Source organism: Endozoicomonas sp. NE40 (assembly GCF_040549045.1).
Classification (GTDB): domain Bacteria; phylum Pseudomonadota; class Gammaproteobacteria; order Pseudomonadales; family Endozoicomonadaceae; genus Endozoicomonas_A; species Endozoicomonas_A lisbonensis.
This window is the reverse complement of the sequence record NZ_JBEWTB010000002.1, coordinates 4,153,502-4,166,732: the sequence shown is the minus strand read 5'-3', so window position 1 is coordinate 4,166,732 and position 13,231 is coordinate 4,153,502. Positions and strand designations below refer to the sequence as shown.

Below are 13,231 nucleotides of genomic sequence, written 5' to 3'. Positions count from 1 at the left end.
CAGGAGTATTAACGCATAATGAGTGGAGCCTACTCGGACCTGAAAGAGCTGGTTGGATTACGCTTCAAGGCCAGGGATCTGGCACTGTTTAAGCATAACCGCTCACGCAGCCTGCTGGCAGGCACAGGCATTTCTCCTTTTAAAGGCCGCGGAGTCGACTTTGAAGAAGTGCGTGCCTATCAGCATGGTGACGATATCCGTTCCATCGACTGGCGGGTAACGGCCAGGCGGAGCAAACCTCATACCAAAGTGTTTCGGGAAGAGCGCGAGCGTCCGGTTCTGATACTGCTGGACCAGAGCCACAGTCTGTTCTTTGGTAGCCGTCTCAACTTCAAGTCGGTCACAGCGGCCGAGGCATGCAGCCTGCTGGCATGGGCAACACTGAACCATGGTGACCGGATTGGCGGTGTTGTCTTCAACGAAGAACAACTCAGTGAGATTCGCCCAAAGCGTTCGAAACAGACACTCATGCACCTGTTGAAAAAGGCCAGTGAACACAATCAGTCCCTGGAGGCAAAATCCATTCCTGCGTCAATTGCTTCAGCCAGTGGCGGTTATCTGGCTAAAGCTTTGCGCCATGCCCGCAGAGTCTCACACCCGGGCAGCCATATTTTTGTGATCAGTGATTTTGCCCAGCACAACGAAGAAACCCTGCGCCATTTCTCCCGGTTGTCCAGACATTGTGAATTAGTGGCGGTTCACGTATCGGACCCGATGGAGGCCGAACTGCCCCTACCCGGTCGGTACGACATCACCAACGGTGTCCACCGTCAGACTATCGAAACCCGTTCGGGAAAAATCAGACAAAAATACCGCCAGCAGTATGAGCAGTACACCAGCAATCTGAAAGAGCAGTTCTCCAGCCTGAAAATCCCCTTTATCCGGTTACAAACGGACCTTGATACCTCAGCGCAACTGACAGAATATTTCGGTTCAGTCAGAAGCCGACAGGGAACGAGGGGTTAACCGGTTATGGAGATGCAAAACCCACTGGACCAACTTCGTCCTAACCACCTGCCAGATCCCGTCAACTGGTGGCCACCTGCTATAGGCTGGTGGCTGGGTGGCCTGCTGGCCGTGCTGGTGATCGCCGCTGTCGTTTATTTAACCCTGAAGGCTGTTCGCAGAACCCGTTACCGTCGACAGGCGGCAAGGGCCAGCCATCAGCTTCTGGCAGAGTTTCAGCAACACGGCGACGAACGCCGGTTTATCAACGCCTGTAACCGTCTGTTGAAGCAAACGGCTCTTCAGGCCTATCCCGATGAACCGGTTGCCCGGTTACATGGCAAAGAGTGGCAACAGTTCCTAGCCGACAAAAGTGGTAACAGAGGTTTTCTCCAGGGCGCCGGAGCTGCCCTGGGCGACAGCCGTTACCGGAAAGAACGATCTTCAGAAGAGAACGCTTCAGAAGAGAATACTGTGGCAGTGAATGCCCTGCATTCCATCACCTTAAGCTGGATTAAAAAACACCATGCTTGAACTGCAATGGCCTTGGGTCTTTATCGCAATCCCGCTGCCTTATCTGATCTATCGTTTTATGACACCCGCAAGCCAGTCCGGGGGGACGGCTCTGCAGGTGCCTTTCTATCGTCATCTGACCAGCATTGCAGGAGACAATCAGGCTTATCCCGCACCAAAACGTCAGTGGTCATCTATACTCCCGATTCTTATCTGGCTACTGCTGCTGCTGGCGGCTGCGCGCCCTGTCTGGCTGGGCGAACCCGTCCAGCTTCAGGGCAGCGGTCGGGATGTCATGCTGGCGGTTGACTTGTCCGGCAGTATGGAAATCAATGATATGGAACTCAACGGTGTAGCGGTTGACCGACTGGTGGTTACCAAGCATGTGCTGACCGATTTTATCGAGCGTCGCAAAGGTGACCGGTTAGGGCTGATTCTTTTTGGAACCCAGGCTTATCTTCAGGCACCGCTGACCTTCGATCTGCAAACCGTTGGCACCCTGATGGACGAATCTGCTATTGGTATGGCGGGCAATAAAACCGCCATAGGCGATGCACTGGGCCTGGCCGTCAAGCATCTGCGTAATCGTCCCCAGGAGAGCCGGGTACTGATTCTGCTCACCGATGGCGCTAACACGGCTGGCGAAATCACGCCTTTGCAGGCTGCCAGACTGGCGGCAGAGGAAGGCATTAAAATCTATTCCATCGGTATGGGCGCTGAAGAGATGGTCCAGCCCGGTATCTTTGGTACTTCATTCGGGGCGCGCCGGGTTAACCCCTCTGCCGATCTTGATGAAAAAACTCTGACCGAAATGGCAAACCTCACCGGTGGCCGCTACTTCCGTGCAAAAAACACGGAAGAGCTGGAACAGATTTATAACATACTGGATGAACTGGAGCCCGTTCAGCAGGAAGAAGAAAGTTTTCGCCCCGGCATAGCCCTGTATTACTGGCCTTTGCTGCTGGCTCTGATTTTGAGTTTTTTAATCGCTTTATTACACCAGCAAACACGCCCCCGGGAATGGTTCTCTAAACACAAAACGCAGGAAGGAGTCTGAGCATGACAGAATTTTTTTCTCAGTTTCATTTTCTGCGTCCGATGTGGTTGCTGATGCTGTTGCCCAGCCTGTTGCTACTGACACTGGTCTGGCGACAACAGCAGACATCGGGTAACTGGAACAAGGTCATTGCGCCCGAGTTACTGGCTCACCTGATCCATGGCGAAACCCGCCAACAGCAGCGCTGGCCAGTAGCTCTGCTGACGACCGGCTGGATTCTGGCCTGTATCGCCCTTGCCGGCCCAACCTGGCAGAAGGTTACAACCCCTGTCAGCAAAAGCCAGCACCCTCTGGTTGTGGTGGCAGACCTGTCTTATCACCAGTACGCTGCCGACCTGCCACCGGACAGGATGACACGATTACGTTATAAACTGCTTGATCTGTTTCGTCTGCGACAGGATGGGCTTACGGCTATCGTCGCCTTTGCCGGTGGCGCTCACACCGTTTCCCCTTTAACAGACGACACCAATACATTATCAAACCTGGTTCCGGCACTCAGTCCGGACATTATGCCTGAGCAGGGGCAAAATCCGCTCAGAGGCATTGAACAGGCTATCAAACTGTTATCCCAAGGTGCCAGTGAACATGGTGATATCCTGTTGATCACAGACAGTATTCCCGGTTATCAAATGGCTGACATCGAAACCCGGATAAAACAGTCGGGCCATAAACTGTCAATCCTTGGTATTGGTTCTGAACAGGGGGCGCCTATTGCGATTCCCGGGGGAGGCTACCTGAAAGACAATCAGGGAGCCATACTGGTACCGAGACTGAACAGAACAGAGCTGCAGCAACTTACCCGTGCAGTTTCTGGCGAGTACCGGGACTTGTCACTCGATAACAGTGACCTCGAAGCCCTGCTACCTAAACCCGATGCTTCGGATTCAGTGGTTAAGGTTGACCGGCAGTTTGACCAATGGCATGACGCAGGTTACTGGCTGGTGCTGCTTCTCCTGCCCCTGGCCCTGATCAGCTTTCGTAAAGGCTGGTTACTGGTGCTGTTTGTGTTATTCACCGCCCTGCCTGAACAACAGGCTATGGCGGTTGACTGGTCAGCACTCTGGAAAAACACAGACCAGCGTGGTGCCTCAGCACTTGACAACAACGACCCGGAGTCAGCCGCACAACTGTTTAAAGACCCGGACTGGAAAGCTGAAGCCCTTTACCAAAACCAGCAGTTTGACGACGCTGCCAACCTTTTTGGTGAGTCTGAAACCGCGCAGGGCTTTTACAACCAGGGCAATGCCCTGGCGAAAGCTGGCAAGCTGGACGATGCTATTGCCGCCTATAACAAGGCCCTTAAACTGCAACCGGACATGGACGACGCCCAGTTCAACAAAGCGTTGCTGGAACAGCTGAAACAACAGCAGCAGGAACAACAAAACCAGCAGGATCAGCAAAACTCTGAAGGTGAACAGCAACAGTCGCAGGACAGTTCCCAACAACATCAGGAAAACCGTGACTCTCAGAATCAGCAGGCTGACGAGCAACAAACTGAGCAGCAGCAATCTGAGCAGAAAAATAGTCAGCAGCAGGAGCAACAAAAACAGGACGCTCAACAACAGAATGCTCAAACCGAAGAACAGAAGCAGGAACAACAGCAACAGGAACAGCACTCTGCCAGCCAGCAAGCAGACAGAGAAGAGGATGAACAGCAACAACAGGCCATGATGGAGCAACCTGCTGAAGAGCTTGATGCTCAGACACCCGACCAGCAGGCAGTGGAAAACTGGCTGAATACCATCCCTGATGACCCCGGGGGATTATTAAGAAGAAAGTTTCTGCACCAGCAACAACTCAGGCAGGAAAACAGACAACAGGAGCGGGCATGGTGACGTCGGCACTCTATGAATTACTAACCAGATTAACCACAAAACGGCTGATGGCTACAAGATCGCTGACGGCTGTTAATTCGCTGATGGCTCTGCTTCTGTTTATGTTTGCTGGCTCAGCTCTGGCTGCCACATTCACAGCAACGGTTGATCGAACCATCATTGCCCCCTACGAAACCCTTGACCTGACCCTGCGAACGGATAAAAGCACGGACCTGTCACCTGACCTGTCCGCCCTGAACCAGGATTTCGAAGTCGTTACAACACGACAGAACCGACAGATTCGTATCGTCAACGGGCAAACAGAATCATGGTTTGACTGGATTGTTACACTGGCTCCTAAACACGAAGGCCACCTGACCATTCCAGCCCTGAAGCTGGGTAACCTCTCGTCTGAGCCAATCAGGATTCAGGTGCAGAAAGACTCATCCACCGGCAACAACGTCAGCCCGGTCTTTATGCGCACAGAAGTGGATAATGAATTTGTTTATGTTCAGCAGCAGGTTGTTCTCACACTAAGAGTGTTCTACAGGGTTAACCTTTATGACGATAGCCGTCTATCCCCGCTAAATATTGAGGGCGCAATTGTTCAGCAACTGGGTGACACCCGAAAGTATGAAACCATCATTGATGGTAAACGCTATGGCGTGTTCGAGTTGAAGTTTGCCATCCACCCGCAGAAAACCGGCCCGATGGAAATACCTGAACTGGTCTTCAACGGTACCATGGCAGAGCGCAATGATCCGTTCGGCAGCATGTTCTCCCTGTCAAACGGCAAGCCTGTTGTCGCAAGGTCTGCCGAAATCATTCTGAACGTGCAACCCCAGCCTGCAAGCTATAGCGGCAGAGCCTGGCTACCGGCTTCTGACCTGTCCCTTAGTGAGTCCTGGAGCCAGGACCTGAACGACGGGGTCCATGTGGGGGACGCCATTACCCGAACCATTACCGTTGAAGCCGATGGACTGACCAGTGCGCAGCTGCCCACCATTCCCAAACCAAGATTGCAGAATGCCAATATTTATCCAGATCAGTCTAAAACCGAAGATACACCGACGGATACCGGCATCATTGGCAAGCGGATGGACGCAGTGGCTATCATACCTACCCAGCCCGGCAACATGACTCTGCCAGCCCTGCGCTACAGCTGGTTTGATGTGACCAGTAACGAAGAAAAAGTGGCGGAGCTGCCAGCCAGAACCATCAGGGTGCTTCCGGCTGCTAATGCAGCAGCCATTCCTGCATTGCCAGCTGCCACCCCGATCGACAAAGCCAGAGCCGACTCTCAAACTGCTGACTGCCCACCTCCAGAGGTTATGGAAACTACTTCCCCAACCACTGGTAATGCTTACTTATGGCCTTTTCTAACCGGGCTGTTTGCACTGCTGTGGTTGATCAGCACCTCTCTCTGGCTTCTTGCCAGACGTCAGCGGATACCTGTTATTACGGATACGGTGCAGGAAGACAGACAACATCAGTCTGAAGCTGACGCTTTCAAATTGTTCCGGGAAGGTTGTGAGCAGAGAAACGTTAATGAAGTGAAGCTGGCATTAACCACCTGGTGCCAGAGCCTGTTCAATGAACAACACCTGTCTACTGTAGAACGTTGTCTGACAAAACTTGGATCCACTGAACTTCGAGCCCTGTTCCAGCAGATGGACTCTGCCGTTTACTCGCCCGACAAGAGTGACGCGCCTTTCCCTGATATTTTGCGCGAATGTGAAAAGCTTAGAAACCAGCACTTGAAGCAAACGAAAAAGAATGACTCGTTACCGGGTTTGTACCCTACAGATTAACCCGTTTGCTGTGTGTTCCGTAGGTTGGGACGAGCGACAGCGACTCCCAACACGGTGAATAGCATTGAACTCCGATGTTGGGAATCGCTTCGCTCGTCCCAACCTACAAGTCAAAGAATATTACGCAGTAGAACCGGTCAGCTTTCCTTCCCGGTCACTGGCTTCCGTTTTTTCTACATAACTCTCCGACTTCAACAGGAACCGGGCGAGAGCTGGTAACAGCCAGATCGCACCAACCATATTCCAGATAAACATAAAGGTCAGCAGAATCCCCATATCTGCCTGGAACTTCAACGGGGAAAATATCCAGGTCCCGACACCAATAGCGAGAGTGATACCAGTGAATGTCACCGCCTTGCCTGTAATCTGCAAGGTCTTATGGTAAGCCTCCTGTAAGGGCAGCCCCTGTTTCAGGAAACTCTCCAGACGGCTGTATATATAGATGCCATAATCCACACCAATGCCAACTCCCAGTGCAATCACAGGCAACGTCGCAACCTTCACCCCGATCCCCAGGAAGGACATCAGTGCCTGACACAGAACCGAGGTCAACCCAAGAGGAATCACTATACAGAAGACCGCGCGCAGAGAGCGGAAGGTTAGCAGGCAGAGGATACTGACCACCAGGTACACCCACATCAACATCTGGTTCTGAGCCAGAGAGATGACTTCATTCGTGGCGGCTTCAATGCCTGAGTTACCACTGGCCAGAACAAATTGCACATTCTCATTATTATTCTCGTCAGCAAAGGCTTTGGTTTCAGCCACTACCCGCGACAAGGTGTCGGCTTTATGGTCATCAAGGTAAAGAACCACCGGTGCCATGGAACAGTCACTGTTATAAAGCCCCCTCAGGGTAGACACCGAACTGTTAAGAACATAAGGGTTGCGGGACAGCGCCTGCCATTTAAGGCTTCCCTCATTTAACCCCTTAACAACCTGCTTGGAAGCCGTCACCATCGACAATGCCTGTTGTACACCCGGCACATTCTCCATATGCCACATATAGCGGTCTATCGCTTCCATAACCGGATAGGTCGAACACTGCTCAACCCCGGTTTCCACCATGACAACAAACAGGTCGGCGCTGGTCGAATAATTAGACGTCAGGAATAAATTATCTTTGTTATAGCGGGAATCCGGATGGAATTCAGGGGCTCCGGGATCAAGGTCACCTATTTCAAGGTCTGCTGCCCGGTATAGCCCCCAGCCAAATCCCAGTAAAGCAATGACAACAGAAACCGGCACAACTCTGGGGTGGGCGAAGTTCGATAACAGGCTCCATACCCCACCGTCATTATGCTGGCGCTCCCGGATTCGATTGATAGATTTCTGGCTGGTTCCACCGTATGACATAAGCACCGGTAAAAGCACCAGGTTGGTCATAATGATAGCTGCAACGCCAATACTGGCTGTCAGAGCGAGGTCCTGAATAACCTGTATTTCAATAATCAGCAAGGTAAGGAAACCGATGGCATCGGATGCCAGCGCGACCATACCGGGAATATAGAGACTTCGGAATGCACGACGGGCAGCAGTCACCTTATCAGCACCTGCTGCGGCTTCCACGCCAATACTGTTAATGATCTGGACACCGTGACTGACACCAATGGCAAACACCAGAAACGGTACCAGCAGGGAGTACAGGTCAAGACCAAAGCCAAGCGTAGCAAGCAGCCCCATCTGCCAGACGACAGCCACCAGAGAAGTAATCAATGGAATAAGCGTGCTGCGCAAACAGCGGGAATACAAAAACAGCAACAACGCCGTAATCACAATGGCAACAATAAAGAACAGTACAATAGACTGAACTCCTTCAAACAGGTCGCCAAAGACTTTGGCTGTACCAACAATATGGATATTGACGCCCAATTCCGTATATTGGCTGCGCAACTGCTCCAGTTGTTCTGACAGTGCCTTGTAATCCAGCCACTCGCCGGTTTCAGGGTCTGTTTCAAACAGTGGGATGCTGACAATACTGGACCTGAAATCGTTTGCCACCAGCTGCCCTACCTGACCGGAACGCAAAATATTGGTGCGCAATTCATCCAGGCTGGCACGGGAACCATCATAGGTCTGTGGAATTACCGGACCACCAGCAAAGCCTTCTTCTGTTACCTCGGTCCAGCGAACACCCGGAGACCAGAGAGATTTCAACTTAGGACGATCGACACCATCAAGATAAAACACTTCGTCGTTTATCTGGCGCAGAATTTCCATATATTCAGCTGAGAAAATATCCCCTTCCCGGGCTGCCACAGCAATACGGACGGCATTGCCTCCCCCTGTACTTTGCAGGTGCTTAAACATGTTTTGAATATAAGGGTGCTGCACAGGCACCATCTTTTCAAAGCTGGCGTCCACCTTCAGGCCGGTGACAATTTTCCAGGTCAGGAATAAAGTGGCCAGAACAAAAAATACACACACCTTGGTCCGGTTGTGGAAGATCATTCGTTCCGGGGTTGACTCAACATTACCGGATCTTTTCGACAGCATTGTGAGAGTCCCTTTATTGCATAAAACGCCGCTTATTAGCCAGGGCCATATCGACGTTTTTATTCATTCTCTTAACGCCTCCCTGTCCAACAACAACAATGGCACCGTCTGAGGCTTCAGCCAATGCTGACAGTGGCATTCGGTCTTCACGGTGGGTAATTTGCCAGCGACCGGTCAAGCCCGACAGAACAGTGCCGGAAGTACCCACCAGATAGCTGCTGCCATCATCGAGCAACAGAGATCCGAACAGAGTGTCTTCAGTCCCTGAAGAAAGCGCAAGCCACGACTCCCCGTTATTTCTGCTGCGGAACACATTACCTCTCAGCCCATGAATGATCACCTCATCACCGCTGGCACTGACACCAAACAGAGAGCCTTCATAGGGGCCGGTTAATGTACTCCAGGTTTCACCCGCATCAGCAGAGCGATACAGAATGCCCGCCTCACCGGCAAGGTACAGGTTGTCGAGTCCATCACTGGCAATACCGTTGTAGTGAAACTCTTCTTCGTTGTCGATGCTGTTACGAATATCGGCCCAGGTTTTACCACCGTCGACGGTACTCAATATCGTGCCATAGGCGCCTACCGCAAAGCCGCGCTGTTCACTCTGGAACCAGACATCCAGCAGGGGGGCCTGCATTTCAATATCCCGGTAAACCCGTTGCCAGTTCTCTCCGGCATCTTCTGACTTCAGGATCAGGTTGTCGTGGCCAACGGCATAGCCCACTCTTCTGGAAGGAAAGGCCACCGCTGTAAGCATCTGAATCGTTGGCACCCGGGACTGCTGCCAGGAACGGCCATCATCATCGGAAAAAAGTATATGCCCCCGGTCTCCCACAGCCACCAGCCGTTCACTGTCTGGCAGACGGGTAATATCCAGCAGCAGCGAAGTGGCAGCCTTGCTGGATATAACGGAATAGCGTTCTTTAATGGCAGTGTCTGAAATGGCTTTGCTTGTAATGGAGTCGCCTGAAGCCTGACTGACTGCAGGCAAACCACCACTAAGCAACATAGCAAACACCAGCAGGCTGGTGAGTTTGGTCATGCTAGTCCTCTTCTGTCTTGTGTCGCTAACGTCTTCCACGCCGACGCAGGGCAGAAGGCTTAAAGTATTTCAAGTCAGGTATTGGCCTGTCAAAGCTGACAAACTGGGCTTCTTCATTCGCCAGCCCCTGGGCATGATAGCGACGGGAGCGAAGATCATGATAAACATCCAAACCGGTCCATACTGTTGGCCGATCGTAGTAATTGATCAGGTAAGCCATACTGTTACGCCATAACTCACCTCGTCCGTCATACTGATCCACCACTGCTGCGCCCCAACTGTCTTCATCAAGGTATAACACCCGTTTGGAATAGATGTGACGCGCACCGGGCTTCAAGGTGCCTTCTACCACCCAGACCCGGTGCAGCTCATAGCGGGTATACTCCGGATTGACATGGCCGATCATCAACAGGTCGTCATACTTTACATCCGGGCTGACCAGCCGGTAATTATGGTAAGGGATGTAGATTTCTTTCTTGCCCAGCAGCTTCCATTCATAACGATTTGGCGCTCCGTTATACATATCGGTGTCGTCTGCTGTGCGCAGCCCGTCTGACGACGTAATGGGGGTATCGTAAGACAGGTTTGGCGCCCTGCGCACCCGCCGCTGCCCGGCATTGTAGGCCCATGCCTGCCGTGGCTGCTTAATCTGGTCAAGGGTTTCATAAACCAGCACCGCACCTCCTGCCAACCGGGCCGGTGAGCGCGTAAACGCAAGATAATAGACAATAATATTATCCAGAGTCGCTTCGGATCCACCGGGCAGGTTGTAGTTCATCAGGGCTTCCTGCTGGGAAGTCGACAATGAATAAGCACCATTACGATGCACGGCTACCTCTGACGCACGTCGTACGACATACTCGCCACGATAACGCACTATGTGATTCCACAGAGCCTCCAGCCCATTCTGAGGAATCGGAAATGGGTAAGCATCATAAGCACCGGAAAAACCCTTGCCCTCAGCCAGCAACTGAGCTCTCGTCGCTGCTTTACGGGTATTATTATAAATCCGGACAGGCTGCCTGGCTGTACGACGGGTCTTGTACACCGGCATGTTGAATGTTTCCGGATAAGCCTTCAGCAAGGCAATCTGTCCTGCTGTCAGTTTGTCCTTATACTGGTCAACATTGCTTGCGGTAATGGTAAACAGTGGTTTGTCATCAGGAAACGGGTCCGGATAATGGCTGCCCGGTTTAAAGTCTCCGGGGATTTGCGCATCTTTAATACCTCCGTTCCATGCCGGAATGCTGCCCTCTTTGTTACCAGCCTTCTCGGCACCAATGGGGGTAAGGTCTTTACCCAGACGCCGTGCTTCAGACTCAGGTACCGCCGCCCTGAGCTGACAGCTGGCAGCGATCATCAGGGCGCAGGCCAGAAAGGCAATGGTCTTATTGTTATTCATCATTCAATCCCTGCAATCCGTCGCTTAAAAGGAGTACTTCACGCTAAATGCAACATTGTCTCTGTCGTGTAACTTATTGGTTCGTTTTGAGCCAAAGAATGAGGTATAGGCAAGACCAGCTTCTACCGTATTCAGGTAAACACCCCTCAGCGCCATAGTGACGGCCTTACGACCTTCCAGAAAATTACCAGTCAGCCGTGAGTTACCACTGACATCATGCTTGAAGGTCAGGACAGGGTTCAGGTTGATACCGGCAATAAAGTCATGCCACTCCCCTGAAAGAACTGCCGTGTAGCCCCAGCTGAATTTGTCGAGACGGTCGCTGGCTGGGTGGTAGTCGTCGTCAAATCCACCTCCCCATGGACCTGAAGCTGAAGAAACATGTCGGTCATAATCATCCAGCCCCTGAATCAGCTCAAAGGCAGGCTCAACGATGCCATACAATCCGTCAAAACCAAGCGATGGACCAAAGTTATGCACGATCGCTAACGAACCCGTCCATAATTTAACTTCTTTAAAATTTTTATAGGCACCTGAGCTTTGACAATACCCCTGATCCGGATAAGCCTGTGATAAATTTCCTGCAAAGCAGTCACTGCCAGACAAAATATTCCTTATGTTATCCTTTACACCATCAATTAAGTCATCAGGGTGATCAATCCAGATTGGCGCATTGGGTCTGTAAGCAAGCTCTCCTGCTATCGACGACCTTCCAATGGCGGTATTAAAACTCAAGCCGTACATTTGTATATCTTCAGGGTAAACGCGTGTAGCATAAACACTGTTTGACAATACATGAGCAGTCGCCAGACTTTGGATCACTGCTGTTTTAGAAGCAAGCCCTGATGCCTCAATACCACTATAATACTGATCCAGAGCCGCCTGAAGTGTCGGGTTATTTCCGCCCGTAACTGCTGACAGTGCATCAGAACCGGCGTTATCACTTAAGTGGGCTTCAATGTAAGGTGTATGGGAGTTGTAATTTACAAAATAAAATCCAAATTCAGTGTCATTTAACTCCTCGGCATAATATTTAAAGTTAATTCCCCATTGCCCATTATCACTTGCATCTTTTTCACCGGATGTATCAGCGACAACCAGATAGCCGCTATGGACATTGACGCCAGTAATATCATAAAAATCACCCAATGCGCCGCCAGCTGATGCATTCCAGCCTCTTCTTACCTGTTCAAACAATGCAGGTGCCTCGTTATACCCCTTGGTCCCCCCATCCGTAAACAGATCATTGGTGCTGAAAAAAGTCCCCCGCCCCGGCGTTACAGAGTTTTCCCATTCAAACTGGTAATAGGCTGCCATGGACAGGTTATCGGTGACGCCCAGCCGGAAAGACAGGGCATGTTGCGGAATCAGCAAGTCCTTCACTTCCGACCCCGGTAATGCAAAGGAAGCGCCGTCTAATGCATTAACGGTATTAATGCCATCCCGGTAAAAAATTCCCTCTCCCCAGTTGATAACCTGTTTGCCAAAACGCACATCCAGTGGCATATCGCCAATATCCCAGGCTCCGTAAATATAGGCATCCTGAATTTTGGCATCATGCCCCTGCCCGTCCAGTACATCCTCTGACCAGTCATCACCATAGGGATAGGTATCTGTCTGATCAGGCGAACGCCCACGGTTTGCATCCAGCCAGTAGTTGTGACGATCCATCATCCGGGTGTCGTAAAATGCGGTACCCCGGATGAACAGTCCATACTGATCTTCCCAGTCTACCTCCAGGTCAGCGGAGATTCTGAACACCTGCGACACCACCCCGGTATCATAAGCCCGGTTGCCATCGTTGGTGTTGACATCATCATGGTCAGCGGTTGAGCTGCCCTTGTAATGTTTCAGGTCCTGCCCCTGTACCCGCCACAATGTACCGTAAGACAAAGTGGTATCCAGGGCGCCGGTCATGGAGCCTGACTCATCAGAAAATTCAAGGGAATAAGAAGGAAAGGCGAGTAACAGTCCTGCTAGCGAAAAGCCAGCCTGAACCGGGGCTATTCGCAAAGCCGGTGTGCGTCCGGGCATCATGGTGTGCTGACTCCCTGTCATGTGTTTTTATTTTTATTTTGGTTACAGCTACCTCTTTTTGTTTACGGCTACATCACGTCTTCTCTAAGGTGAGAGGTGCAGAAGTACTCA

General features: G+C 51.5%; 9 protein-coding genes. 5 read left to right on the top strand and 4 right to left on the bottom strand.

Going from position 1 to position 13,231, the window contains the following annotated elements:
- Positions 1 to 18 precede the first annotated feature (18 nt).
- The 5 genes from V5J35_RS19900 to V5J35_RS19880 are packed head-to-tail and all read left to right on the top strand — an operon-like array spanning position 19 to position 6,140.
- The gene (locus V5J35_RS19900) at positions 19 to 966 is read left to right on the top strand and encodes a DUF58 domain-containing protein (RefSeq protein ID WP_354008808.1); all 948 of its coding nucleotides are present in this window, start codon (positions 19 to 21) and stop codon (positions 964 to 966) included.
- 6 nt (positions 967 to 972) lie between these two features.
- Positions 973 to 1,479, top strand: a complete 507-nt coding sequence (locus V5J35_RS19895; protein ID WP_354016481.1) for a DUF4381 domain-containing protein — start codon at positions 973 to 975, stop codon at positions 1,477 to 1,479.
- Positions 1,472 to 2,515 carry a vWA domain-containing protein gene (locus V5J35_RS19890; RefSeq protein WP_354008806.1) on the top strand — a complete coding sequence of 348 codons (1,044 nt, stop codon included), beginning with the start codon at positions 1,472 to 1,474 and terminating at the stop codon, positions 2,513 to 2,515. The genes V5J35_RS19895 and V5J35_RS19890 overlap by 8 nt, the downstream gene beginning before the upstream one ends.
- 2 nt (positions 2,516 to 2,517) lie before the next feature.
- Positions 2,518 to 4,350: a tetratricopeptide repeat protein gene (locus V5J35_RS19885; protein WP_354008805.1), complete on the top strand. Its 1,833-nt coding sequence runs from the start codon at positions 2,518 to 2,520 to the stop codon at positions 4,348 to 4,350.
- Positions 4,344 to 6,140: a BatD family protein gene (locus V5J35_RS19880; RefSeq protein ID WP_354008804.1), complete on the top strand. Its 1,797-nt coding sequence runs from the start codon at positions 4,344 to 4,346 to the stop codon at positions 6,138 to 6,140. The genes V5J35_RS19885 and V5J35_RS19880 overlap by 7 nt, the downstream gene beginning before the upstream one ends.
- 120 nt (positions 6,141 to 6,260) lie before the next feature.
- Here V5J35_RS19880 and V5J35_RS19875 read toward each other — a convergent pair whose 3' ends face one another.
- The 4 genes from V5J35_RS19875 to V5J35_RS19860 are packed head-to-tail and all read right to left on the bottom strand — an operon-like array spanning position 6,261 to position 13,120.
- Positions 6,261 to 8,636: an efflux RND transporter permease subunit gene (locus tag V5J35_RS19875; protein WP_354008803.1), complete on the bottom strand. Its 2,376-nt coding sequence runs from the start codon at positions 8,634 to 8,636 to the stop codon at positions 6,261 to 6,263.
- A gap of 13 nt (positions 8,637 to 8,649) precedes the next feature.
- Positions 8,650 to 9,681 (bottom strand): WD40/YVTN/BNR-like repeat-containing protein, encoded by a 1,032-nt coding sequence (locus V5J35_RS19870; RefSeq protein ID WP_354008802.1) that lies wholly within the window; start codon positions 9,679 to 9,681, stop codon positions 8,650 to 8,652.
- Between the two features lie 25 nt (positions 9,682 to 9,706).
- Entirely contained in the window at positions 9,707 to 11,086 is a 1,380-nt protein-coding gene (locus tag V5J35_RS19865) for a DUF1329 domain-containing protein (RefSeq protein WP_354008801.1), read from the bottom strand.
- A 21-nt stretch (positions 11,087 to 11,107) separates the two neighbouring features.
- Positions 11,108 to 13,120, bottom strand: a complete 2,013-nt coding sequence (locus V5J35_RS19860; protein ID WP_354008800.1) for a DUF1302 domain-containing protein — start codon at positions 13,118 to 13,120, stop codon at positions 11,108 to 11,110.
- Positions 13,121 to 13,231: the final 111 nt, after the last annotated feature.